The organism is Fructobacillus broussonetiae (assembly GCF_018437275.1).
GTDB classification, from domain to species: domain Bacteria; phylum Bacillota; class Bacilli; order Lactobacillales; family Lactobacillaceae; genus Fructobacillus; species Fructobacillus broussonetiae.
Genome location: NZ_JAAMFK010000001.1, coordinates 179,469 through 204,427 on the forward strand (window position 1 = coordinate 179,469; position 24,959 = coordinate 204,427).

The following is a 24,959-nucleotide window of genomic DNA, read 5'->3' on the forward strand; positions in this document are numbered from 1 at the left end:
GATGTTTCGAGAAGATGAGTTAATTGACATTCGAAGAGCGCTGCACAAGATTCCAGAGTTGGCGCTGGAGGAGCATGAAACACAGAATTTGTTGTTGAAGAAGCTTTCTCAAATGAATCAAGAAAACATGGTGATTTGCCGAATTGAAGGTCTTGATACAGCGTTGATGGTGAAAATTTCGGGCACCAATGCGAAGAAAACGATTGGTTACCGAGCGGATATGGATGCGTTGCCAGTCGTGGAGGAGACGGGTTTTGACTTTGCTTCGAGACACGAGGGACTGATGCATGCCTGTGGACACGACATTCATCTGACGGTGGCGCTGGGTCTGATTGATTACTTTTCGGAAAACCAGCCGAAAGATGATTTATTATTCTTCTTCCAACCGGCAGAGGAGGAAAAGAACGGTGGTAAGTTGGCGTATGAGCTAGGGGCGTTTGAGGGCGATTGGCGACCGGACGAGATTTACGCGCTGCATGACAACCCGCTGTTGCCAGTGGGCAAGATTAGCTGCAGAATGGGGACGCTGTTTGCAGGAACAGTCGAGGTCGATGTTGATTTTATCGGCCAAAACGGCCATGCGGCCTACCCACACGATGCCAACGACATGGTGGTGGCGGCCTCAGCCTTCGTTATGCAGGTACAGAGTGTGATTGCGAGACGGATCGACCCATTAAAAGCCGCCGTCGCCACTTTCGGCCACCTACAAGCAGGGACAATCCGCAATGTCATCACCGGCAAGGCTCGACTCGAGGGAACACTCCGCGGCCTGGAACAGGCAACGCTGGAACAGCTGATGAAGCACATCCAAAGAGTGGCCGATGGGATTGCGCTTGGGTATGACTGCCAAGTCCACGTAACGTTCCGCCAAGGGGGTTATTTACCCGTTGAAAACGCGGCTAAACAGACAAAAGACTTCATCTCCTTTATGGAGGAGCACCACCCCAATCAGTTTGAGATAACGGAACCGGCCATGACTGGTGAAGATTTCGGTTACTTACTATCGAAGATCCCTGGCACGATGTTTTGGTTGGGAGTTGAGGATGACCATCCCCTCCATTCAGTTCAATTTAACCCAAAGGAAGCAGCGATTGTACCGGCAATTGAGATTATCGCGGACTTTTTAACCCATCGGATGCAAGAAAAAGAGGAAAACAATGTTTGAAAATATGGATTTAGTCACGGCGATTGTAACGCCTTTTAACGACATGAACGAAATTGACTTTGAAACTTTGGAAGAACTGACGAACCGCTACATCAAGGAAGGACACCGAGGTTTTATCATCGGTGGAACAACGGGTGAAGCGCCAACGCTGTCACACGAGGAGAAGCTCGAGCTCTACCGGCGTTTTGCTGAAATGGTGGCGGGACGCGTGCCCATCATCGCTGGGACGGGTTCAAATAATACGGCGGCCACCATTGCTTTTACAAAGGAAGTCAGTGAAATTGAAGGAATTTCCGCCGCGTTGGTCGTGGTTCCTTACTATAACAAGCCGAGCCAACGCCAAATGCTGGCGCATTTTGAAGCGGTGGCAGACGGCGGCAACCTGCCAGTCATCATTTACAACGTGCCGGGACGAGCGGCAGTGACGATGGCAAACGACACGATTGTGGCGTTGTCACAGCACCCAAACATCATTGGTGTTAAGCAGTGTACGTCCGTGTCGGACTTGGAGTACCTCGTTGATCATACGGCTGAGAACTTTGCCGTCTATTCCGGCGAAGATGCGCAAGCGCTCTTTGCCCGAGTTGCTGGTGCAACGGGGATTATTTCGGTGGCTTCCCACCTTTACGGAAAGGAAATGCGCGCGATGTACGATGCCTTGTACAGTGGTCGCTATCAGTGGGCGGGGAAGTTGCAACGCTGGTTGACGCCCCGAATGAACGCGCTGTTCATGTTCCCATCGCCAGCACCTGTCAAGGCGTTGTTGAACGAGGAGGGTCATCAGGTAGGGAGTTGTCGCTTACCAATTTTGCCACTGAATGAGGAGGAAGAAGAACAGTTGCACGCGGCTTTGAATGCAGAGGAGGTTTTTTCATGATTCGAGTGATTGTTGCTGGATATAACGGATCGATGGGGCGCGCATCGCTGAACATGCTTTCACGGCAGCAAGCCATGGAAGTAGTTGGTGTGTACAGCCCAAACCGGCATGACGTTTTGGAGGGCGTTTCGGTGTTCCAATCATTGGAAGACATCGACGTCGAGGCGGATGTCTGGTTGGACTTTACGACACCTGATGCGGTCTATGAAAACGCCCATTTTGCCATCGATAATGGGCTCAAGCCCATTATCGGGACAACCGGGCTAACAGACGACCAGATTGCTGAATTGCAGGCCTATTCCAAAGAACGCAGCGTTTCCGGCCTAATCGTGCCCAACTTCTCCATGTCAGCCGTCCTTTTGATGAAGTTTTCAAAAGAAGCCGCCCGCTACTTCCAAGACGTCGAAGTGATTGAAATGCACCACGAAGACAAGAAGGATACCCCTTCAGGAACCGCGCTATCAACTGCTAAGAGAATCGATGCCGTTCGAAAGCAGCATGAACAGGGCAACTCAAAAGAGACATTACCAGGTGCCCGCGGAGCCGATTATAACGGAATCCGGATTCACTCCGTTCGCCTACCAGGGTACGTCGCTCACGAGCAAGTGCTATTTGGTGGTGAAGGGGAGGCCTTGACCATTCGTCAGGATAGCTTTAACCGCTCCTCCTTCATGAGTGGGGTAGCGCTCGCCATAGAAAAGGTCGACCAGGTCGACGGGTTGCAGGTCGGGTTAGAAACGGTCATGTAAACAATTCGATAACAGGAGAAAAAGATGACCAACTTAAAACAAGCATTAGAAAATACCTATAACCACCGATTGGATTTGGTGAAGGCATCCAAAATTCGTTCGTTCGATAACGAAATCTCCGCGATTCCGGACCTCGCCAAGTTAACCATTGGTGAGCCAGACCTCAAGACACCCGAGCACATCAAGCAAGCAGCGATTCGGGCGATGGAGGAAGACCAAACACACTACACAGCGCAAGCTGGAACAGCAAAAATCCAGGAAGCCATTGTTGGCTACTTGCAACGGAACCACAACCTCCACTATCAAGCAGACACCGAGATTGTCGTAACAGTTGGCGCGACTGAAGCCATCTACGCCGTTTTTAAAACGCTCGTCAATCCAGGCGACCAATTCATTCTCCCGACTCCTTCCTTTGCCCTGTACGAGCCAATCATCACGCTCCTCGGTGGTGAGGTGATCGATATTGATACCTCAGCAACCAATTTCAGGCTTAGTCCGACGGTCTTGGAGGATACGTTAGCCACGCATTTTAAGGTCAAGGCGGTCCTGCTTTCCTATCCAAATAACCCCTCGGGAGTGACTTTGACAGAAGACGAAGTGCACGCCTTAGCAACGGTGATCAAGCAACACAACGTCTATGCCATCACGGATGAAATCTACAGTGATTTGGTCTACGATTTCGAGCCATACTCAATTGCCCGTGATTCACAAGACCAAACCATTTACATTTCTGGTGTGTCCAAAGCCTATGCCATGACAGGCTGGCGAATCGGCTTTGTGGCAGCACCAGAAGCCTTTCTAAAACGCCTCCGGAAGGTCCACGCGTTCATGGTGACCTGTCCATCCGCCATTGATCAAGCCGCCGCGGCGGAAGCCTTTTTAAATGGTGACAGTGATATTGAGACGATGCGCGCTTCATACCAGGAACGGCGCGACGTATTGGCCAGCGGCTTAACTCGATTAGGACTCGAATACTTAAAGCCAGCCGGGGCCTTCTATTTATTTATGAAGGTACCAGCCGAATTCGAGGGGGATGACCGCCACTTTGCCATCACGTTAGCTCAAGAGGCGAAAGTTGGCGTCATCCCTGGAAGTGCTTTTGGAAAAGGCGGAAACGGATACGTGCGCTTATCATACGCGTCTTCAATGACCGTTATTAAACGCGCCTTGGAACGAATTGAACAGTTTAAAAACGAAAGGGAAAACTAAAATGAGAACTTATACAGTCGCTATCCTTGGCGCCACAGGCGCCGTCGGAACACGTTTAATGGAACAACTGGAACAATCAACAATTCCTGTCTCCAGCGTTAAGCTGTTGGCATCGAAGGGATCGGCTGGAAAGACATTGACTTTTAAAGAAGAAGACGTGGTGATTGAAGAAGCAACACCAGAAGCCTTTGATGGCGTTGATATTGTCTTGGCGTCTGCTGGCGGCTCCGTTTCAAAGCGCTTACTACCAGAGGCGGTGAAGCGAGGCGCTGTTTGCATCGACAACACATCGGCTTTCCGAATGGAACCCGATGTGCCGTTGGTCGTACCCGAAGTTAATCCTGAACAGCTCCGTCACCACCACGGCATCATTGCCAATCCGAACTGTTCAACGATTCAAATGGTCGTTGCTTTGAAGCCTTTGGCCGAGCGCTTTGGACTGAATCAAGTGATTGTATCGACGTACCAGGCCGCATCGGGAGCTGGTCAATCGGCCTTGAACGAATTCTTCGAACAGAGTCAAGCGTACCTAGACAATCGTCGGATGGAAGCGAACATCTTACCAACGAAGGGCGACAAGAAGCACTATCCGCTGGCCTTTAACTTACTGCCACAGATTGACGTCTTTGAAGACGATGGCTATACTCATGAAGAGTGGAAGATGATTCACGAGACGAAGAAGATCATGCGAAACGATATGAATGATTCAAAGTTAAAAGTCACGGCCACCTGCGTGCGAGTCCCAGTCCCAATTTCACACGGAGAATCCGTCTACGTTGAATTGAACAACAAAAACGCGACAGTTGCAGATGTTTTCAATGCCTTAGGCACTGGTGAGGGGATTATTCTAGAGGATGACCCAAGTCACCAAGTCTATCCGCAACCCCTGAATGCGGAAGGGAAGCGCGATACCTTCGTTGGCCGAATTCGAGCCGACAAAGAAAATCCGGGCGCCTTCAATCTCTGGGTGGTATCCGACAACTTACTCAAGGGAGCGGCATGGAATACTGTTGAAATTGCCGAACGGCTTGTAGCAGGCGATTTAGTTCACGTGAAATAATTGAAGAAAAGGCCGTTTCGTAATGAAAACGGTCTATTTTATTCAAAATATTAATTACTAAATCCTAACTCTTTATTCACATGTAGTTGGTTGTATACTACAAATGTAAACAACTCAATAAGGAGTCGCTAATAATGGTTGTAACGAGTGTTCGACTGAATGACGAAACTATCCAATGGGCAAAGAAACTAGCTGATTTTAAAGGCATTTCAATGACTGGTTTGTTAGCCAATCTAATCGAAGAAGCAAAACAAGATGATCAGGATTATCAAGATGCCATGGCGGTCGTTCACGCCCCTCAACGATGCAGTGTTAACCGCATCGTTTTTCTTATATAATGAAGGGTAAGAACTGACTTTTAAAGAAGATAAGGGAAATACATCATCATTACTGAAAAGCCAAGTGCCCGCAAAAACTTCGCCAAGGCGCTGGGGGGGCCAAAGTGGTCACATCGCCGATTATGACTTTGAATTAGCGAATCTGCGGGGGCATGTAATGACGCTCAAGGAACCCGATCAGCAAGTTCCCGCCGAACTCAAAAAGCGCTACGAGTCTTGGAAGTTGCAGGACTTACCCTGGAATCTACAAGACCTTTCCTGGAAGCGAACTTACATCAGGTCCTACAAACCACGCTCTAAGAAAAGCGAGAGTACGAAAAAGCTGGTCGATGAGTTAAAGGAACAAGCGAACCAGGGCTTCTTTCACGGATGAAAGTCAAAAGAGCCTGATCAAAATCTTCAGCCAATTGAAAGTAAAGCATAGAAAAAATAAAAAAATTTTCAAATAAAAAAAGCCTTATACCAAGCCTCAGAGCGATTATTAATTAACGTTGTTAATTTAGCGGTTGCAATTTTCGAACGCTTTGTTACTTTACATAATATATATTATCGAAAGTAACATCAGTATCAACTAAAGATATTACCTATCGATGACAGATGTTTCAATTATATTATGAAGCCCTCTTCATTTCTACTAACTTTATAAAGATACAGGACAAAATAAAAAGCATCCACTTAATGCGCTGCTTTTTTTATTTACTTTAACTACTTACTAATCAAAGACCATTGCTCTAATGGTTTCGGCTGATACGGTCTTATAATCTTCACCATGAATCACTGACATTGCTTCTTGATAATCTTTTTTATCCTGAAGCTCTTCAAGATCTACTTTGTTTAGCTTATCAATATTCATATAGACTCCTTATCGTTAAATTATCCATTTACTACCGTAAATCGTTCCTGATTGTGCTGATTCTTAATAGCTTCCTGGATAACTGCGTATGCCATTGTTCCAGACGTCGTTTCAGACACGTTTTGATCGTTTTTTAATCGGATGTCCGTACCATACAAAATATTTGAGCTCTGAGCGCCTGGCACAAAACTTTCACCTGGTGACACACCATACCAATTGACGTTTTTAACGTTACGAAGGAATTCTAGCTCGTACAGTTGGTTCTCTGGTGTTGCACGCCATGGTTTCGTTGAATCGTCTGATTTAATCAAATCATAGACTAATTGCTGCTTCTTTTCATCTGTGTACAGGCTTCCGGCACCCAAAATGAATCCGATCCGGGTCTGACTTGCCCGTAACAAAGAAATCAATCTTGTAGATAAGTCAACTTGTAAGTACGCTTTCTTCGGTTCGCAACTAAAAGCATCGATAATGACGTCAATGCCCTTAAAATCCTCATGGTTTAAGTAAAATGCGTCTTTAACTAACAACTCAACGGATGGATACTGATCCTTCAATTGATTCAGTTTTTCAACGTTTCGACCGTTGGCCACAACCTCTAAATTCTGCTTCAGAGCTTCCTGTACCAATTCTGAACCGGCCATGCCCGTTGCACCAATAATAAGTACTTTCATCGATAAAAACCTCCATTTAGTTCTATTATAGTCTTAATCAAAATCGATGAAAGAAATAGAAGAAATAAGTTTCTTAAATGTCGTGTTTAAAGCTTATCTCAGCCCCTTTTTTAATGTAATTAAATTGTTACTTACGAAGAAAATTTTTATGTGCTAGAGTAAAAAACGTTTGATAAAAGGAGAAAATAAATGCCACGGAATTTAAAAGAAGAACTTGTCTTCATGCTGGTCATGGCTGGCTTGATGGTTCTTGGAATGTCAATCTATAACGTCTACCTTGCACAAGGAATCGACAATCGTTTCTGGAATGAAATCATCTTTGGATACCCCATCGCGTTAATTGTTGCCATGTTGTTGGACTTCTTCTTAGTTGGTCCAATCGCTAAAGGAATCGCCTTCAAGGCCATTATCCCTAACTACAAGGAAAAGAGCCCAATCAAGATTGGGCTCACGATTTCTGTCTTGATGGTCCTTGGAATGGTCACTTGCATGTCACTCTTCGGTGTCCTCATTAATGGTCAAGCCGTTACCATGTACGGTCACGCCTGGATCATGAACTTCATTGTTGCCCTTCCCTTGCAGCTAATCGTTGTTGCCCCAATTGCACGCGCAGTGCTTGGTAAGGTACAAGCAAAGGCCGATGCGGTTAACGCCTAATTAATTGAAGTAAATGGCGACGAAGTGTTTCATTGCTTGTCATGACAATCAAAAAATAAGCATACAAAAAGCCCACAGAACCGTTATTCATGGTCATCCATGTCTAATTATACTGTGGGCTTTTTATGATGGGTTTCGTTCGGGTCTGACTTTTACAAGTAGCCAATACTTATATGGAGCATACCTAACTCCAGGTGTGAAATAATTGGCAGTTTAGCAGCCACGCTTGTTGCAGATGGCGGCGTACACGGCTTGAACAAACATTCCGCCGGCCATCACGTACATTGCCAGCATCATTTGCATCGTTGCAGTGAGGTAGAACGTGTAGGCCCATGCGATGGCCATCACGATGTGGAACAAACGATTAAACGTCATGATCATAACTCTCCTCTAGGTTTATTGGCATCGCTGCCTATAAAAAGCATACCATGATTTCAGAGGGCTTTAAAGCAGAATCAGTCTATTTTGTAATGACAAAATATGGCCGATTATGTATACTACCAATAGACCAATTGGAGGAAAAATATGACAGAGAAACAAGAAGTTTATAACGACTACTTTTTCAATGAGTCAGCTTATGACTACCACGACGGTGGTTATGTACCATTGGAAGTACACGAAGCTCCTGCTTCACCATTGAACATCCCAACGATTTTGCAACCAGACAAAGAAACAGAAAACGAAGTCTGGATGACGGTTCACGCACAACCTGGCGAAACCCAAATCTTGCCTGGTGCCAAAACGAAGACCTGGGGTTACAACCAAAGTCTCTTGGGACAAACTATTGTTTTCCATAGCGGAAAGACTTATCACGTTACGTTAAAGAATAGTTTGCCTGAATTGACGACCTTCCACTGGCACGGATTGGACGTACCTGGTCCCTTCATCGACGGTGGTTGCCACGCCCCCGTTTACCCTGGTGAATCAAAGGAAATTACCTTTACGGTGAACCAGGAGGCCTCAACCACTTGGTTGCACGCTCACCCATGTCCTTTGACCGGTTGGGATGTCTGGCACGGACTCGCTGCCATGGCCTACGTGAAGGATGATCACGAAGCATCATTGCCATTGCCACGCAACTACGGTGTCGATGACATTCCTGTTGTTTTGCAAGACCGTCGTTTCCACGAAGACAACCAGTGGGACTACGATGGTGACTACGATCCTGATGGAACGGCTGGTCCAACTGCGATGTTGAATGGTACGGTTAACCCAACCTTCGACGTTACGACACAAAAGCTCCGCCTTCGTTTCTTAGACGGATCAAACCGTCGCGAATGGCGTTTGCACTTGTCAGATGACCTCGTGATGACGCAAATCGCTGGTGACGGTGGTTTGTTGCCAGAACCAGTCAAGATGACGAAGTTGATGATTACCTGTGCCGAACGTGCCGAAGTGATCTTGGACTTCAAGGACTACAAGGCCGGCGATAAGGTAACCCTTTACTCAGACGACTGCCCTATCTTGACCTTTAACATCAAGGAATTTGCAGCAGATGACACTGAATTACCTGCTCAATTGAACGAAATCAACTACCCCGAACCTAACAAGGACGACTTGGTCCACCAAGTCGTTTTGTCAGGAACTGACGAAGAAGTTGGTATCAACGGGAAGAAGTTCGGTATGATGCGTATCGATGACCGCCAAGAACTTGGCAAATCCGAATACTGGGACATCACGAACACAAACGACTGCTGCGGTGGTATGTTGCACCCTTACCACATGCACGGTGGTTCATTCCAAATCGTTTCACGTAACGGTGAAGCGCCCTACCCTAACGAAATGGGATTGAAGGATACGGTTTCGGTTAACCCTGGTGAAACGGTTCGTATCAAGATGCGCTTCAACTTCGAAGGTGTCTTCATGTACCACTGTCACATCATCGAACACGAAGATGGCGGTATGATGGCCCAGATGCAAGTTTACACGCAAGAAAATCCATACAAGAAGTACGATTTGATGCCAATGCACGTTTTGATGAATGCCTTGGCCGAAGAACGTGGCTGCAAGGTTGAAGAATTAAAGATTTCAGCCCTTGATTCATACAAGAAGATGGGCATGGATATGTGCTAATGTTTAGCTAATGTCAAAGTCAGAGCCGTGGGCGTCTCGCCCGCGGCTTTTTTCTGCGAAAATGTTGGTTTAGTGTTCTGTTCTAGTGACTGAAAACGCCCCTTCTTTTCTTATTCAAACATCCTTTATTTGGCGTTAAGACAAAAGATTGATTATAATGTGTTGTAGACTTCAGTCAAAGGACAAAAGAGCATGAGCAAGGCAAACGAATTAAACTACCTAATGCGAAACATTCAAATCAATGAGCAGCGCTTGTACAGTGAAAGCACGAAGGAATACCCTCTTTCAACTTCGCAAGCACGGACGCTGGGCTATATCGAAAACAACCCGGGGGTGAATCAAAAAGATCTCTCGGATCATTTCAACATTCGCGGTGCCAGTACGTCAGTCATTATTAAGAAACTTGTTGAAGGCGGGTACGTAAAAAAAGAAGCTAGTCGTGGCTCTCAAGACCGGTCGAACAAGCTTTACATAACCGATGAAGGACTCACCCTTTCACATGAGCTTCGTGGTTTATTGTCGAATATTGAAGACACCATTCTCGACGGTTTAACCGAAGAAGAAATCGATGCGCTCATCCGTCTGCTCACAAAGATTAATCAAAAGTTCGTTGAATAAAAAAGACCTGACAAGATCGATTATCCTGTCAGGCCTTTTTATTTGTAAGCTAAATTTATATTAATATTTTAAATACGGTTATTTATTACTTTTCCTTCTTTGTAATGAGCAAAGAAATCAAAATACCAACGAAACCAACTGCCGTTGCAAGCCACAAAGAAGCTTGTGCGCCGACAATCAAAGCTGAATGAGCGTCTGTGACGTATTGTCCGGCATTTTGAACCAATTCGGTCTTTGATGGCATGTTGTTTGTTGTCACGGATTGCATAACTGAAACCAAAGTAGCTGTTCCAATTGATGCCCCAACCTGGCGAACCATGTTGTTACCGGCTGAACCATGAGAAACATCGTCCTTTGGAAGGGATTGGATACCAATGGTTCCAGCTGGCATCAAGGCGAACGTCAAACCAACGTTACGCAATGCGTAGATGGCGACAACCACCCAGATTGGTGTCGTCAATGAGATGAATGAAAGCACCAAAGTAGAAATGGTCATCAAAGTGATACCAAAGATAACCACTTGGCGGCCCTTGTTCTTCTCAACGAACTTTCCAGAAATTGGAGCCAAGAAGAACATGACCAAGGCACCAGGAAGAAGCGTCAATCCTGAATCCAAGGCAGACAAGCCACGGGCCGTTTGCAAGTACAGTGGCAAGATGAATTCAACGGCAACCATTGAAATCTGAGCGATGGCACCGATAACAGAAGTGGCTGCGAAGTTACGCGTCTTGAAGATGTTAAGGTTAAGCATTGGATCAGAAACAGCGATTTGACGCCAAATCCAACCAATAACAAGAACCAATCCACCAAGAACGTAAGGCGTTGAGTGACCGTTTACCCAGCCGTAGCTAGAGATTTGTGAAATTCCGTAAAGCAAACCTCCAAAACCAAGAGTCGACAACAAAACGGACAATGGGTCCAACTTCGTTCCCTTGTGAGGCACAACATCAGCCATAAAGAAGACTGACAAAACCAAAGCAAGAACAATGACTGGCAAAGTGACACCAAAAATCCAGTGCCAGTTAACCGTATCAACGATGTAACCACCCAAGGTTGGACCAATGGCCGGTGACAAACCGAATACAAGGCCAAGCAACATCGTTGGCTTTGAAGATTCTTCCTTGTCGAAAACAGAGAAAAGAATCGTCATTGAAAGGCCGGATAAGATACCAGCACCGACTGCTTGGATAACACGTCCGGCCATCAAAATACCGAAGTTTCCTGAGAGGAATGCCGTGGTCGTTCCAATTAAGAAGATAGCCAAAGCAGATGAAACTAACTTCTTCGTATCGAAATGATCAGCTAACCAAGCAGAAATTGGAATCAAGATTCCACCAATCAGAGCAAAGACTGTTGAAAGCCAGTTTGCACTTGAAACTGAAACATTGAAATCCGCGATGATTGCTGGTTGCGCAACAGACAAAATCGTCTGGTTCATCATCCCGACAAAAGCACTCAACACAACTACTGTTGCGAGAAGTGCGCGGTTATATGTCTTTTTCATAAAACATACTCCTATCTATTTTTTACTGCAAATTAGATCAATTAGCTAACTATTGCGTACCAAGTTAGTTAACTAATTTGCTCTGACAAGTATACACCCCGATTAAAAAAATGCAAACAAAATAATAAAAAAGATTTTTTATCTTCAAAAGTCAAAGCCGCGGGCGCCTCGCCCACGGCTTTTTTCTTACAAACTTGTAAGCATGTTCCCTCCCCCTTTTGTTCTATAATAAAAACATCATAAGGAGGCAATGTTATATGCTTATCTCAACCACAGAAAACATCGGTAAGGACTACGAAGTACTTGGAGAAGTTTTCGGAGTAACCACACAGTCACGTGACCTTGTAAGCAACTTTGGTGCCAGCTTGAAAAACCTCGTTGGAGGTGAAATCAAAGGCTACACGCAGATGCTTCACACTTCTCGTGAAGAAGCCATTCAGCGCATGACCGAAGAAGCTGAATCAAAGGGCGCCGACGCCATTGTGATGATGCGTTTCGAATCTGGTTCAATTGGCAATGACATGCAATCTGTTGTGGCCTATGGAACGGCCGTAAAGTGCCGCTAATTTGGATATTGTATCCTAACTCTCCCTAAGTCAAGTTAAAAAAGCACCTCGATGCGGAAACATCGAGGTGCTTTTTGTTGTGTGTACTTATTCAATAAATAAGATTTATCTTTTATTGTATTGTTCAATAATATCCATCATGATTTTTGAATTCTTAATGCCAGAATAAAGAGAACGATCGCCGATAACATAGAGCTTTTCTTTAGAACGAGTAACAGCCACATTTGCGATATTAGCTGTCTTGAATGCCCACGAAGCCGAACTTTTGCTGTCATAATCAGCTCCAAGAACAAAAATAACAATTTTATTTTCTTTTCCTTGGAACGTGTGAACTGTTCCAATGGAGTTTGTTGGAATAATTGTCGTTAATTCCTTATTGCGTCTTAAAGCAGCTACAATCGACTTAAATGGTGAAATAATGTAGATGTCCTTAGCTGCAACTTCGTTGTTCTGAGTCAACTTTTTAACCAACTGAACGGCAGCCAGATTTTGTTCCTTAACGACTTTATCACTGGCCCTTCCAGAAATATCTAACCATTTAGCAGTTCCCTTAGATCCGACCTTTCCTTGTACCATTCGGTCATTGTAAGAAAGCTTGTTCGAAATTTCAAACATAGGACTAGAACATCTTCTGTGCACTGTCAAAGGAATTCCGATTCGTTCAACATCTATTGTGAAGCCAAAGCTACTTCCATCATCAATCAAGTTTTGAACAGACAGGTCAGCTTGCACATAGTTCTGTGAGACTTGATTTAATTTGGCAAGGTAATCGAATAGCTTCTGGTCCATTGTTTGGACTGGTGTAATCTGTTGTGGATCACCAACGGCTAAAACTTTTTTAGCACGAGCGATAGAGCCAACAGCTGCAGCTGGAACAGCCTGCCCTGCTTCATCAATAAACAAATTGCCGAGTGAGTTTTCACTGAAATGATCAAACATCTTTCCGAAACTAGCAAAAGTGGTTGAAATAACAGGGATGGCGAAGTTAATCCAGTGCCAAGCTTCTGCTAGGACTTCTGAATGTTCGGAAAAGCGATTCTTCTGTTTGAAAACCAAGCGGGCATTCTCAAGATTCTTATATTGCTTAATCAAGAACTGCTTACGAACAGCTAGTGCTAAAATAAACAGTTCTGTCTGCTTTACTCGGTACTCACGGTTAAAGAACGGATTTCCCATTTGAATCTCATCTCGATTTAAATCACGATTAAATAACTGATTATCGTATCCATTAATATCACCAGATAAAGAAATAATTACAGCTAAGTCTTTTTCAATGGAATCCAGTGAAGACCTTAACGTTTCGACTTTTCGAACTGAGTCTTTCATCTCATTTTCAATGGTTGCTAACTGACTCTTAATATTTTCAACTTTCTCTTTACGTTGCTTAGTTGCTTCAGGCAATAAAAAACTTAAGAAAGAGATTGAAGAAGCAAATTTAGTAAGGAAAGAATGATTAGTTGCATGCTCGGATAGGTCTCTTTCCATGCTATGCAGTTCTAATGTCAAATCAGCTTGTTTTGTTTTCTTTAATGTTACGGAATCTTCTAATTCTGCTAAACGTTTTTGCTTGTCCTTTTTTTCCGTTATTAATTTCGCTTTTTTATCGAAGTTCTTCTGAAGCGCATCACGTTGTCCAGAAAGATCGTTATAAAGTTCTTTAAACTGACGGTAAATATTTGTCTGATCTAAACTGTTTTCTGATTTCAATTTTTCAACAATTGTACTAATAGTCGAATCAAGAACATTTAGATTAGCTCTTTTACCACCTTCACGAGAAAATTCACCCCAGCGTGGTTCACTGTTACCGTTGTCGTCTTCTCCCTCGTTAAAATAACCAATATCCCTTACAGCGGAAAGGAACTCTCCATGAATTGCTCCCGCATCAGGCAATTCCGCAACGATATTACGAACAGCATCATTGTTACTACTTGCCACTAAGATTTCCAAATCAGAAATCTTCTTATCCAAAAATTCGAGCGTTCCCCTTTTTTTGTAAGACACCCGAACTTCTTCTCCTCCCTTTACAGCAGTTTCAGGAGAATCCACAATTAATTTAGCCTGCTTTACGATGTAATCAGCAAAGATTTCCTTCAAGAGTGTTGTTTTACCTGTTCCTGGAGGCCCATTGACACCCTGTATCGCTTCATTATCAAGTACGTTCGTTGTGACGTTTACAGCAACCTGCTGCATTAGGCTTAATGAATATTCAGGATTGGAAGGAAAACGGCCTAGTGGATAATATTTAGGCTGTGTATATTCTTTGACCTTTTCTTCATCGTTAAAGTCGACAAACGGCTCATTTTGAGATGTTCCATTAATGTACTTTGATAAATTTTTATTATCTGGTAAGCTTTGCCCCCAATTCAAATCATTTAAATAGAACGAATGCATGTGATCATCATTATCGAATTTTGTAACAACAGAAAAACGCATATTGTCATACGACTTCGCATACTTTGTGACCATTCGATTGAACGCGTCTTCAAAGTCTAAGTCACCAAAATCGCTAGCTAGTTTATTCCAGAGCCTTTTCTCACACTGATCAGCCCTAACATTCACAAAATTCTCCACTGTTGTTTCGTAATAAAGTAAACCGCAGGCAGACAAGTAAACATTGTACTTAGCAAATTCCAATTCATGACTCTTCTTATTAACATCAAAAGAAACCTTCAAACGAAAGCGATTTGAATCTTCTGGATTTATAAAAGATTCGACAAAGTTCATTTCTTGCTGAATTTTTTTAAAATCTTTTTAGTATCCAATAAATCCAAATAAACATTTACCTTTAAATCAGCCTTAGCAGATTTCTTATCGATTAATATGTTTACCCGATGAATAAAATCATCATAATTATCTGCCGTTCGATAGAACGGAACCTTACCGTTTTTACGATTAAGATCAATGGCACCGTCATCCAAACACTCGGCTAAAGCCCATGTTTGTAATACATTTTTTACACTATTATCCATATCTATCCTCTCCCCTTCATTGTACAGACATATTAGTGTCACTTCTACATCTCTTTATACATCAGCAAAAAAGCACCTCGATGCGGAAACATCGAGGTGCTTTTTGTTGTGTGTACTCATCTTTTAAATAAAAAGCCATGACAATTGTCATGACAAACGGTTGATTCTTATGATTGGTAGCGGCGCTTTTTCAAAGAGAATAAGAAGCGCGTACCGATGTACACCAAACGGAAAAACACAAGTTCAAAAGCCGCGCTAGCGATCATGTTTGAAGGTGTCATGTTAAAGTATGAAGCAAGAAACGTCGTAATGAAAACGATGAACGTTCCAACTAAAATTTCAGGCAATGCCTTAATCATCTTGTCTCCCCTTTTAAGAGTCAACCTCGGTGGTGACTCTTAAACTAAATTCTCTCTAATTTCTATCACTACATTCAGATTAGCACCCTCTTTGTCCGATTCCCATTGATAAGAAAATACGTTTCTTTCCCTTTGATAACACCTGTTATCGAATAAGTAATATATTGCAGTTATTTAACAAGGAAGTAAAATAACTCGCATAAAAAAAGCACTGGAATGACTTTTATAAGTGCAATTCCAGCGCTTTTATTCATCTTACAGAATAAGTTATGAGACAATCTGATAACGATTGCCATATGTTATGGCATAGCCCTGTGGGCCTGGTACGGGTTTGACTTTTACAGCAATGTCTTGATCAAGATAAAGGCCAAAATTACCTGAATTGCGCCTACAACGAATCCGAATGACAAGAACTTAACCCCCGATTTCTTGATAACTGTCCACTTTAAATTCAAGCCGATGGCGGCCAAGTTGACCACCCCGAAGAATGATGAAAGTGTCTTTGCTACGTGGTGCGCGCCGTCAGGCAAGGCCGTTATGGAGTTGAGGACGACCAATGCTACGAACGTGATGACATACCACGGGAAGAGTGTCACCTTCTTCTTTTCCGCTTCTTCCACGTCCTTTTGACTCTTCTTGTTAATGGCCGCGAATGACAAAACCACAACGACGAGCAGCATCACGCGGAGGAGTTTGAAAAGCGTGGCGTACGTCACAACCGTTGGGTTGATTAACGCAGCCGTTCCGACTACCTGCCCCACTGACTGAACCGTTCCACCAACCATGGCTCCTCGGAGGATATCGTGGTTACCAAACAATGTTCCAGTCAACGCTGGCAAGATGAAAAGCAAGAGCATTCCGGTCAATGAAACCGTGGCGACGGCCGTTCTGCGGTCATCGTCCTTGGAATCAATCACTGGTGCAACGGCTGCGATGGCAGACGATCCACACACAGCGTTTCCGGCACCCATGAGCATGCTTTCCTTCAGTGATACCTTGAACACGTAGCGGCCCAACAAGAAGACGGAAGCGATGATTAATACCATGTTAATGACAATGAAAGCAACGCCGTTTATCCCTAAGCTTTTAATGGTTTGAAAAGTCAAAGTCGAACCAAGCAGTGCGATGCCCACTTCGATTGGATATTTCTCAGACCACTTTACACCTGAAGCAAAGCTTTCAGCAGTTAAAAGCGTGTTTCCAAGAATCAGGCCGAGAATCATCGCGATGCCTTCGGCCCCAATTTTTGGGAAGAATTTAGCTAAGTAAGAAGACAAAACGGAGAGAATCACTACGAGTACGATTCCTGACCACTGCTCTTTTTTAATACGCATTGGCGCAAACTCTCTTTCAAATATGATTTAAGACAATACTTTAATTAAACACTAGTCTCTCTTTGATGTCAACAATATTGGCCGATGTTTAATTAATTTGTTCACTTAAATCTTTTTTAATTCCTAATATAACTAGTAAATGCTAAGATATTTGTGTCGTTATTTTTTAAAAAAGGAAATAAACTCATGAACAAACGTTTTCTTATCGTCGATCTCGATGACACCGTCTTGGACTTCAAGGGCGGTGAAATCGCAGACGTAAAAGCTGTCTTCAAAAAACACTGTGGCTTGGACCAAGCGCAAGTGGAAGAAGCTTTGAAAGCCTATCAAAAGATTAACAAAGCTCTCTGGAAGCAGTATGAACTCGAGGAAATCGAACGCGATGTAATCTTTAAAACTCGTTACCCAAAGACTCTGGCTGCCCTTGGATTAAAGGCTGACGCTGAAGCCATGGAAAATGATTATGCCACTTTACGTGACCAAAACTATCGAACACTCGATGGCGCAGAGGAAGTTTTAAAAACTGCTGCTGAGCATTACACCGTTTTGGTTGGTACAAACGGTCAGGACGAAACGCAACGTCGTCGACTGAAAGAAACTGGATTTGATCAATACTTCGATAAGATTTACACGTCAGAACAAATCGGCCACGCAAAGCCCGACACGGACTTCTACGAAGCAATCTTTGAAGACAACCCGGACATGACAAAGGAAAACACAGTGATGATTGGGGATGGCATCTTTTCTGATATGCTTGGAGGTCAACGCTATGGCATCGACCGTATCTGGGTAAATCTGGATGGCAAGCAATTGCCAGAGAACATCACAGTAAGCCAAACGGTTACCGCCCTCTCGGAACTTCAAACCTTATTAGCGGAAGCATAATCGTTTAATTAAATCATTCCATACAAAAAGTCGCAGAACTCGAAGCTTGAGCCTGCGACTTTTTCATTATTTTTGTCTTAGAAAATGGAATCAATTGCTGTATCACCAGCAGTGAATTCGACAACCTGCTTAATGGCCTTCTTTGAAGCCAAGGCCGCAACGGCCATCTTAGCGACATCGTTGCGCGAAACAGATGAGGAACCCTCACGGCTTTGATCAAGCACTTGAACGGAATCCTTTCCTTCGTCGTCAGTCAACGTCGTTGGACGTAAGATGGTGTAATCAAGGCCAGAATCTTGGAGAATCATGTCGGCGTAGTGCTTCATCATGAAGTACGTGTAAATTCCGGACTTGACCCAAACATTGCGGTCGTCTGCACCGGCAGCTGATACCATGAGGTAACGCTTCAAGCCAGCTTGCTTCGTTGCTTCCATCGTTTTAACCGCACCATCGAGGTCGACCTGGGTTGTTCGAGCGTCACCACCCTTACCACCTGCACCGGCAGTAAAGACAACTTGCTCAATTTTGTAGTCGGTCATTAAAGCGACCATCTTCTTCGTGTCCATGTCTAAGTCAAACAGGACTGGCGTGCAATGGTCTGAAACAGGCGTTGTTTCGAATTGATTTTCATCACGGTAGCCAGCAAAGACATTCTGATCAGCGGCGATCAGTTGTTCAACAATTCGTTGCCCCACACGTCCGTGGGCACCAATAACTAATACATTTGCCATCTAAAAATCTCCTTTGCTCTTTTACTCAATTTTACCATTTTTTTAGAACCATGTTAAATGAGCAACCTGTATTAAAAAGTCGAAAAAAGACGCTTTAGAAGCGTCTTTTTTGATATTCATTAATCCAAGATGTTTAACATCTTTTTGAGTGGCATTCGCTGTGAGTGGATTTTGTTCAAACCTTCGTGATCATCAGCGTAACCCAATCCGATTCCAAGAATTGGAACACGGTTTTCATCCAAGCCAAGGTTTTCTTGAAGCTTGTCTGGATATTGGACGTATTGATATGCGGGGATGGAGCCGAGTCCGGCATCCGTTGCCGCAAGTAACAAAGTGTCCGCAAACAAACCAAGGTCAATCAAAGCCCATTCAGAGTAATTCTTAGGAAGTGTTAGATAAACAACAGCTTGAGCGTTGTACAGTTGATCACCTGCTTCAGCCAACTTGGCTGAGCCTTCGTCACCCATTGCTGCTTGCACATCACCAAACCAGCCCTTCATGTTGAACTGTGCTGGTTCTTCCCATTCAGAAATTGGACGGAACGGAATGTATGGACGACTTGGTTCGTTATCATCGTGGTTTAATTCCGCATGTTGCTTACGCATCGCATTAAGCTTGTCGCCCTTCGCAATGGTTACCTGAATGGATTGCGAATTGATCCATGAAGGACTCTGCTGAGCCTGTGCGATGAGTTCTTCCAAGAGCCCAGTTGGCAAGGCTTTATCTGAAAACCAACGTTTTGATTGACGTGTTGCTAATACTTTTGAAAATTCCAAGTGAAACCTCCTTGCGTATTTCAATAACTTACATCCATTATGAACTTTTATTAGACTCCTTTCAAACCATGTAAAAAGACCGCCTGTTTAAGCGGCCTTTTTATTAATCTTTTGTTGTTAACGTCGTCTTTTGACGGATCGTTAAATCATTACTGTAATCATATAAGATGGGCTCACCGTTTGGAATCTCCACTTTAGTAACCTCATCTGCTGATAAGCCTTCAATCAACTTCGTTAAGGCGCGAATCGATGTGCCGTGTGCAACCACAAGTACGTCTCGACCAGCTTTAAGGTCTGCCAGAATTTTATTCTCGTAAAAAGGTTTTACCCGGGCTTCCGTTGTTTGAATGTTTTCACTGTTTGGAAGTAGTCCGTAAGGAACCTGCGCATAGCGGTGATCAAACGCTGGGTAGGTTTGACCGTCAACAACGACACTTGGAAAGAGTCCTGGTGCTGCTGGTGGTAACACGGAGTAAGAACGTCGCCAGGTTTGAACTTGGTCTTCCCCGTACTTCGCACGCATTTCGTCTTTTTCTTCGCCCTGAAGAATACCGTAGTGGCGCTCGTTCAAGCGCCAGGTCTTTTCTTGAGAAACATAGCTTTGTCCCATTTCTTCCAAGACCCGGTTAATGGTCATAATGGTTCGGGAAAGGACGGATGAATAAGCTCGCTCAATGCGTAATTCCTGGTCAGCTAACAGGCGACCGGCTTCACGCGCTTGAGTCATTCCTTTTTCGGACAGCCTGGTATCAATCCATCCGTTAAAACGATTCTTTTTGTTCCATTCACTTTGACCGTGACGGATTAAAACAAGCGTTGGCATCGCAATCCTCCCTTTTCTTGAGACCTATTCTACCCTTTTTAGCCCCTCTAATTCAAGCATTTAAGATAAATAAAAAAGCCACCGTTACCGGTGACTGTCTTATAAGTCAACTTAATGAATTAAAGCTTAACACCATATTCTTCGAAGAATTCTGGCAAAGTCTTTAACTTCTGACCACCATAGTAGTCTAAGAATTCACGAACCGTCTTTGGTTGCTTTAAATCGAGGTTGCTGTTGTAAGTTGGATTGATGGTTTCTTCGAAGTGATCCCCCACTTCTTTCAACTGCAATTCTTCAACTGGTAATGAACGGGCGTCTGAAATCTTAACATCGATTAAGAATGGACGACCTTCCTTCGTCACTTTGACTGCCCGGTCAAAGGCTGCTGGCAAATCTTTGGGGTCACGAACTTCAACACCTTCAACGCCCATACCATCCGCAATCTTAGCAAAGTTTTGATCTGCCAAGTGAATGCCAGAGTGATGCATTGAAACATCATCTTGTTCAGATTTAATGAAGTTCAACGTAGCGTTAGACGTAATAACGTTGATGATTGGTAATCCGTACTTTCGTTCCGTAATCAAGTCTTGCATGATCATCGAGAAAGCACCATCACCTGCTACTTGGATGGCTTGACGGTCTGGGTAAGACATCTTAGCAGCCAAGGCACCAGGCAAACCGGTACCCATTGAAGCGAAGAGCGCTGAAATCACCATCTTTTGCTTCTTTGATACGTGCAAGTGTCGGAAGGCGTTGATGATGTTGTCTCCGACATCAATTGAGAAAATGGCATCGTCTTCAGCAATTCGATTGATTTGCTTGTAAATGCTTTCGGCACGAATTGGCGTATCCGTGTTGTTTTCCTGCTCCTTCATGTAGTTCTGCCAGTTACGGTTATCGGCAATGGCAGCTTCCATGAACGGACGCTTTTCAACGGGTTTCGAGGCCTTTAATGCGGCTTCCACGAAGGCCGTTGCATCCGCCCAGATACCGAGGTCAAGTTCGTGGTGACGACCGAGTTCAACACGGTCATTATCAACTTGAATGAACTTAAAATCGTGAGTCTGGTAAACCAAATCAGCGAATGGGAAGTCCGTTCCCAAGGCGATAACAAGGTCGGCTGAAGCCATGATTTCATCGGCTGCCTTATGCGCGGCACGGTTTGACATACCGAGGTTTCCCTCGTAGGCCTCATCCACGTATCCCTTTGCTAAGCCAGTCATGACCAATGGAATTTGGAGTTTCTTTGAAAGCTCGATTAATTGGTCACCACCATCTTGGATTCCACGTCCGACATGGATAACAGGACGCTTTGCTTCTTTAACCATGTGCAAGAATTCTTGCACTTCTTTGTCGGATGGCTCCACTTTTGGCGCAACCTTGTCGTCACTTGCTGTGTGGGACGCGTACTTACGCTCAGGAATCTGTTCGTAGCCAAGGTTATTTGGAATAATAACGACGGCTACACCCTTGTTCTTGTATGCTTCACGAATGGCTTGATCAACCACTTGAGGTAAACTCTTTGCGGTCATCACCGTGCGGCAGTAAACGGAAACATCTTCAAAGATTGGGTCTTCGTTGAATTCCTGGAAGAAGTGCTTGTTCATCACGGCCTGTCCGGTTTGTCCAACTAAAGCTAAGACTGGCGCGTGATCTTCACGAGCATCATAGAGTCCCGTTAATAAGTTTGTGGCACCAGGTCCGGCTGAACCAAAGGCAACACCAATCTTACCCGTTAACTTAGCATCGGCGGAAGCCGCCATCGCACCAACTTGTTCGTGGCGAATTTGGACGTACTTCATCCGATCTTTTTCATCGGCGAGAGCAGCCATCGTGGAGTTAAAAGAACCTCCAGGATAGCCGTACAGGTGGTCGACACCCCAACTCTCCAACACTTGTAACATTGCGACGCTTGCTGACACCGTTTTTTCTGACATAAAGCTATCTCCTGTTCTAGTATTTAACATCAGTATAGCCCTAGTTTTTAACTTTGTTAAATTTTTTAGAAATTCAGGACACGGTTCGTCATTGCCAGCTAATTGGAAGTGGTGTTTTTTCTTTTAAAGTTGATAAGAAGGCTTCTTTTTCTTGTTCCGTTCGATAGGAAACCGCCTTCACCTGTCTTGAAATCGTGGCGTGACCAATGCGCCCCCATTCAAAGAGCACATTGATGGTTTGTTGCTCTTCTAAGTCCACCAGAATGATTTCATATAAGGTATTGTGTCGTTTCCTAAAGAGTGGCTCAATGGTCTTCAAAATCGATCTAACGTCAGTTTCGTTTGCCATGTAGCACCTCCACAAAACGAATACTCTCCCAATTAATTTTTTCATCACCTAAGTAGAAGCCCTCACGGTGAAAGTCTGAAACCGCTCCCTCTTTTGGGAGTGGAATCTGACCGTCTTTGTTTAATTGATTCTCCTGCAAGCGAATGGGCTGAAGAAATTCCTTTGCTTGATTCACCCTGTCCGTGATGACATCCAGTGGTAATTCCTCTAGCCATTCTGCTTTTTCTTGATTTGCTGCTAAACGTTCTTTCTCCTTAAGCTTTGCCGTATGGTCAGACAAGAAAAAACCGTTCCACTTCACCTTTCCACGCTCACGGTAGTCGTGTTCAAAGTAGCTTTTGACTGTCGAAAGCCACTCCTCTTCTTTTAAAAACTCACTACTCATAAGCGTTTCCTCCGTTGTGACCACCGACGAGGTTAGCACGGGAAATAGCGGTCGCTCCTTGTTCCAACGAAATGGAACGAACGATGGAAGCCGTACCAAAACGACGTCGAATCCGATCGACTGCTTCGTCTAACGGCGACTGTTTGGCTACTTGTTTCTCTTTCTTTTCTTCGGCCGGCTGATCAAACAAGGAGATGGTTTGAACCTTGTCTTCGTTCAGTCCACCCATCGACACGCCGACGTTTCGCACTGGCTGTCCGTTCCAGTGTTCATTGAAAACGCGTCGTAAAACAGCCATTAAATGCTGGCTGTTGTTGCTTGGCTCGATGCGCACCGTTTTATTCAAGCCTCGTTCTGGATCATGCCGTTCATCAAAGGCGGCGTAATCTTTTGCAAAGCCAAGATAAAGGCTCACTAAAGAAGCTTGTACGTTGTGCGATCGTAAGCGGGAAGCCACTTGGTCCGCCATCTCCATGATGACGACCTCGAGGTTAGCCCGCTTCACATAGTTGTAAGGTAGAACCTGAGAGTTTCCATAGGTTTTATCCTTTGGCTTGATGTCTTCGGTCAGGTCCGAGCGATCGATGCCCCAAGCAAGAGCAAAGAGTTGCTCACCTAAAAGGCCCAACTTCTTTTTCAAGATGTAGGGGTTGTAGTGGGCTAAATCCCCTACTGTGTTAATGCCCCAGCGGTTTAGTTTCACTGCCGTTTTTCGACCAATTGACCAAACTTTGCCAAAGTCAGAAACGGGCCAGAGCACCTGGGGTAGATCTTCGAAATGCCACTCAGCTAGTAAGTGCTTATCCTTCTTAGCCGCGAGGTCTAAGGCGAGCTTTGCCATCACTGGACTCTCGCCAATACCAACCGAAACGTAGATTCCGGTTTCTCTCAATACATGTTTTTGAATCTTTTGCGCTACTTCCTTTGGCGACTCCCCAAATAAGCGCCAGAAATCCGTCACGTCCAGAATTGATTCATCAATGGAATACGGCAGTAAGTGTTTTTCATCGACGTATTGCTGGTAGATACCGTTGATTTCTAGATTCTTCTTAATGTAAAGATTCATGCGCGGTTCGGCCTTCACCAAGCCCGGCATGTCCGGCACGTCCTTTTGTCTGGTGACGTTGGAAATGCCTAAATTTTTCTTGGCCATCGGTGACGAGGCCAAAACGAGTCCCCCTGAAATGTTCTCCTGGTGGGACATCACAACAAGCATCGCCTTCAGCGGATTTAAGTGGCGTTCAACACACTCAACACTCGCGTAAAAGCTCTTCGAATCAATGAGAAAGACAACCCGTCGTGACTCCTTTTCGTAGACGGATTCAATCGAATTTGCTGCCATGATGTCCTCCTTCTTGTTCATTCCTTTTTCATTATACGAACAGATGTTCGTATATGCAAGCAAAAAAATAACCGATCTCAAAAGAATTGGGAAAGGTTATTTTTAAGCTGTTATTGGATGATGATATCGACCGGCACGTCGAATGCATCGACTGGCCAGCGTTCGTGAATGACCTGTTCTGAAAGCGCCAGACTCAGCGAAGTCCCCTGGTAATTCTGCAAGAAACGGTCGTAGTATCCGCCGCCAAAACCAAGTCGAACGTGCGAATCTGAATCGAATGCGAGACCCGGTGCCAAGACGAGATCAATTTCTGATGGTGGAACCGCGGCCGTGTTGGCCGGTTCCAACAAGCCAAAAGGTTTCGTTGGCACAAGCTTTGTGTCTTCGGTGTAGCGGTGGAAGGTCAAACGCTTTGCGTCCCCGACCCTTGCTAACGTGACGCGCTTATTCTCCTGCCAGGCACGTTTGATAACCGGCATGGTGTTAACCTCAAACGGTAAGGAGGACGTAACAGCGATGGTGTGTGCCGCCTGCCAGGCTTTTGTCTGGTAGAGGAGGTCGTAAAGCCGTTGCTCCTGTTGTCGTTTTAGGGAGGCGCTGTCGTTTGCTAGGGTTTGGAGGCGTTCTTTCTGGAGGTTGCGAACTAGAGACTTGGCGAGCAAAGTGCCGGGTTCGGGTGGGACTTTGGAATGATGAAAATCAGTCATATGGCCCTCCTTTTATAAG

General features: G+C 44.5%; 28 protein-coding genes. 12 read left to right on the plus strand and 16 right to left on the minus strand.

What is annotated here, in order from left to right; translation table 11 throughout:
* Nucleotide 1 precedes the first annotated feature (1 nt).
* The 7 genes from G6R29_RS00850 (at nt 2) to G6R29_RS06505 (ending at nt 5,771) form a co-directional block, all read left to right on the plus strand.
* On the plus strand, nt 2-1,165 hold the full coding sequence (locus G6R29_RS00850) for an N-acetyldiaminopimelate deacetylase (protein WP_213808465.1): 1,164 nt from the start codon (nt 2-4) through the stop codon (nt 1,163-1,165).
* On the plus strand, nt 1,158-2,042 hold the full coding sequence (gene dapA / locus G6R29_RS00855; protein WP_213808466.1) for a 4-hydroxy-tetrahydrodipicolinate synthase: 885 nt from the start codon (nt 1,158-1,160) through the stop codon (nt 2,040-2,042). Before G6R29_RS00850 ends, dapA begins: the two co-directional genes overlap by 8 nt.
* Nucleotides 2,039-2,791, plus strand: coding sequence for a 4-hydroxy-tetrahydrodipicolinate reductase (gene dapB, locus G6R29_RS00860; protein ID WP_213808467.1), 753 nt, complete (start codon nt 2,039-2,041; stop codon nt 2,789-2,791). The genes dapA and dapB overlap by 4 nt, the downstream gene beginning before the upstream one ends.
* 24 nt (nt 2,792-2,815) lie before the next feature.
* Nucleotides 2,816-4,000, plus strand: a complete 1,185-nt coding sequence (locus tag G6R29_RS00865) for an aminotransferase class I/II-fold pyridoxal phosphate-dependent enzyme (RefSeq protein ID WP_213808468.1) — start codon at nt 2,816-2,818, stop codon at nt 3,998-4,000.
* A 1-nt stretch (nt 4,001) separates the two neighbouring features.
* Nucleotides 4,002-5,060 carry an aspartate-semialdehyde dehydrogenase gene (locus G6R29_RS00870; protein WP_213808469.1) on the plus strand — a complete coding sequence of 353 codons (1,059 nt, stop codon included), beginning with the start codon at nt 4,002-4,004 and terminating at the stop codon, nt 5,058-5,060.
* A gap of 134 nt (nt 5,061-5,194) precedes the next feature.
* On the plus strand, nt 5,195-5,398 hold the full coding sequence (locus tag G6R29_RS00875) for a hypothetical protein (RefSeq protein WP_213808470.1): 204 nt from the start codon (nt 5,195-5,197) through the stop codon (nt 5,396-5,398).
* Nucleotides 5,399-5,555: 157 nt separating this feature from the next.
* Nucleotides 5,556-5,771: a hypothetical protein gene (locus G6R29_RS06505; RefSeq protein ID WP_238476843.1), complete on the plus strand. Its 216-nt coding sequence runs from the start codon at nt 5,556-5,558 to the stop codon at nt 5,769-5,771.
* A gap of 339 nt (nt 5,772-6,110) precedes the next feature.
* Here the strand turns inward: G6R29_RS06505 and G6R29_RS00885 are convergent, their stop codons facing one another.
* The gene (locus G6R29_RS00885) at nt 6,111-6,251 is read right to left on the minus strand and encodes a hypothetical protein (RefSeq protein WP_213808471.1); all 141 of its coding nucleotides are present in this window, start codon (nt 6,249-6,251) and stop codon (nt 6,111-6,113) included.
* Between the two features lie 20 nt (nt 6,252-6,271).
* Nucleotides 6,272-6,925: an NAD(P)-dependent oxidoreductase gene (locus G6R29_RS00890; protein WP_213808472.1), complete on the minus strand. Its 654-nt coding sequence runs from the start codon at nt 6,923-6,925 to the stop codon at nt 6,272-6,274.
* A 189-nt stretch (nt 6,926-7,114) separates the two neighbouring features.
* Here G6R29_RS00890 and G6R29_RS00895 point away from each other — a divergent pair, with 189 nt between their 5' ends.
* Nucleotides 7,115-7,582, plus strand: a complete 468-nt coding sequence (locus G6R29_RS00895) for a DUF2798 domain-containing protein (protein ID WP_213808473.1) — start codon at nt 7,115-7,117, stop codon at nt 7,580-7,582.
* 213 nt (nt 7,583-7,795) lie between these two features.
* Here the strand turns inward: G6R29_RS00895 and G6R29_RS00900 are convergent, their stop codons facing one another.
* Nucleotides 7,796-7,957 carry a hypothetical protein gene (locus tag G6R29_RS00900; protein ID WP_213808474.1) on the minus strand — a complete coding sequence of 54 codons (162 nt, stop codon included), beginning with the start codon at nt 7,955-7,957 and terminating at the stop codon, nt 7,796-7,798.
* Nucleotides 7,958-8,107: 150 nt separating this feature from the next.
* Between G6R29_RS00900 and G6R29_RS00905 the strand changes: the two genes are divergently transcribed.
* Complete coding sequence (locus G6R29_RS00905; protein ID WP_213808475.1) at nt 8,108-9,655, plus strand: multicopper oxidase family protein; 1,548 nt, start codon at nt 8,108-8,110, stop codon at nt 9,653-9,655.
* A 192-nt stretch (nt 9,656-9,847) separates the two neighbouring features.
* Entirely contained in the window at nt 9,848-10,273 is a 426-nt protein-coding gene (locus tag G6R29_RS00910) for a MarR family winged helix-turn-helix transcriptional regulator (protein ID WP_213808476.1), read from the plus strand.
* A gap of 85 nt (nt 10,274-10,358) precedes the next feature.
* On the opposite strand, the gene G6R29_RS00915 is transcribed toward G6R29_RS00910, so the two are convergent.
* Complete coding sequence (locus G6R29_RS00915; protein WP_213808477.1) at nt 10,359-11,777, minus strand: MDR family MFS transporter; 1,419 nt, start codon at nt 11,775-11,777, stop codon at nt 10,359-10,361.
* A 257-nt stretch (nt 11,778-12,034) separates the two neighbouring features.
* Here G6R29_RS00915 and G6R29_RS00920 point away from each other — a divergent pair, with 257 nt between their 5' ends.
* Nucleotides 12,035-12,343: a heavy metal-binding domain-containing protein gene (locus tag G6R29_RS00920; protein ID WP_213808478.1), complete on the plus strand. Its 309-nt coding sequence runs from the start codon at nt 12,035-12,037 to the stop codon at nt 12,341-12,343.
* Between the two features lie 105 nt (nt 12,344-12,448).
* Here the strand turns inward: G6R29_RS00920 and G6R29_RS00925 are convergent, their stop codons facing one another.
* The 4 genes from G6R29_RS00925 to G6R29_RS00940 all read right to left on the minus strand — a co-directional run bounded on the left by G6R29_RS00925 (nt 12,449) and on the right by G6R29_RS00940 (nt 17,005).
* Nucleotides 12,449-15,067, minus strand: a complete 2,619-nt coding sequence (locus G6R29_RS00925) for an AAA domain-containing protein (RefSeq protein WP_213808479.1) — start codon at nt 15,065-15,067, stop codon at nt 12,449-12,451.
* Nucleotides 15,064-15,312 carry a hypothetical protein gene (locus tag G6R29_RS00930; RefSeq protein WP_213808480.1) on the minus strand — a complete coding sequence of 83 codons (249 nt, stop codon included), beginning with the start codon at nt 15,310-15,312 and terminating at the stop codon, nt 15,064-15,066. Before G6R29_RS00930 ends, G6R29_RS00925 begins: the two co-directional genes overlap by 4 nt.
* 167 nt (nt 15,313-15,479) lie before the next feature.
* The gene (locus tag G6R29_RS00935; RefSeq protein WP_213808481.1) at nt 15,480-15,671 is read right to left on the minus strand and encodes a hypothetical protein; all 192 of its coding nucleotides are present in this window, start codon (nt 15,669-15,671) and stop codon (nt 15,480-15,482) included.
* A 338-nt stretch (nt 15,672-16,009) separates the two neighbouring features.
* Nucleotides 16,010-17,005, minus strand: coding sequence for a YeiH family protein (locus G6R29_RS00940; protein WP_213808482.1), 996 nt, complete (start codon nt 17,003-17,005; stop codon nt 16,010-16,012).
* A 186-nt stretch (nt 17,006-17,191) separates the two neighbouring features.
* Here G6R29_RS00940 and G6R29_RS00945 point away from each other — a divergent pair, with 186 nt between their 5' ends.
* The gene (locus tag G6R29_RS00945; protein WP_213808483.1) at nt 17,192-17,890 is read left to right on the plus strand and encodes a YjjG family noncanonical pyrimidine nucleotidase; all 699 of its coding nucleotides are present in this window, start codon (nt 17,192-17,194) and stop codon (nt 17,888-17,890) included.
* Between the two features lie 77 nt (nt 17,891-17,967).
* On the opposite strand, the gene G6R29_RS00950 is transcribed toward G6R29_RS00945, so the two are convergent.
* The 8 genes from G6R29_RS00950 to G6R29_RS00985 form a co-directional block, all read right to left on the minus strand.
* Nucleotides 17,968-18,621: an SDR family oxidoreductase gene (locus tag G6R29_RS00950; protein WP_213808484.1), complete on the minus strand. Its 654-nt coding sequence runs from the start codon at nt 18,619-18,621 to the stop codon at nt 17,968-17,970.
* Between the two features lie 119 nt (nt 18,622-18,740).
* The gene (locus tag G6R29_RS00955; protein ID WP_213808485.1) at nt 18,741-19,397 is read right to left on the minus strand and encodes a nitroreductase; all 657 of its coding nucleotides are present in this window, start codon (nt 19,395-19,397) and stop codon (nt 18,741-18,743) included.
* Nucleotides 19,398-19,500: 103 nt separating this feature from the next.
* A complete protein-coding gene (locus G6R29_RS00960; protein ID WP_213808486.1) occupies nt 19,501-20,220 on the minus strand; it encodes a 2,3-bisphosphoglycerate-dependent phosphoglycerate mutase in 720 nt (239 codons plus the stop codon).
* A 119-nt stretch (nt 20,221-20,339) separates the two neighbouring features.
* The gene (gene spxB / locus G6R29_RS00965; protein ID WP_213808487.1) at nt 20,340-22,157 is read right to left on the minus strand and encodes a pyruvate oxidase; all 1,818 of its coding nucleotides are present in this window, start codon (nt 22,155-22,157) and stop codon (nt 20,340-20,342) included.
* An 88-nt stretch (nt 22,158-22,245) separates the two neighbouring features.
* The gene (locus G6R29_RS00970) at nt 22,246-22,506 is read right to left on the minus strand and encodes a hypothetical protein (RefSeq protein WP_213808488.1); all 261 of its coding nucleotides are present in this window, start codon (nt 22,504-22,506) and stop codon (nt 22,246-22,248) included.
* Nucleotides 22,490-22,891: a hypothetical protein gene (locus G6R29_RS00975; protein WP_213808489.1), complete on the minus strand. Its 402-nt coding sequence runs from the start codon at nt 22,889-22,891 to the stop codon at nt 22,490-22,492. The genes G6R29_RS00970 and G6R29_RS00975 overlap by 17 nt, the downstream gene beginning before the upstream one ends.
* Nucleotides 22,884-24,233, minus strand: coding sequence for a Y-family DNA polymerase (locus G6R29_RS00980; RefSeq protein WP_213808490.1), 1,350 nt, complete (start codon nt 24,231-24,233; stop codon nt 22,884-22,886). The genes G6R29_RS00975 and G6R29_RS00980 overlap by 8 nt, the downstream gene beginning before the upstream one ends.
* 110 nt (nt 24,234-24,343) lie before the next feature.
* Nucleotides 24,344-24,940 carry a 5-formyltetrahydrofolate cyclo-ligase gene (locus G6R29_RS00985; protein WP_213808491.1) on the minus strand — a complete coding sequence of 199 codons (597 nt, stop codon included), beginning with the start codon at nt 24,938-24,940 and terminating at the stop codon, nt 24,344-24,346.
* Nucleotides 24,941-24,959: the final 19 nt, after the last annotated feature.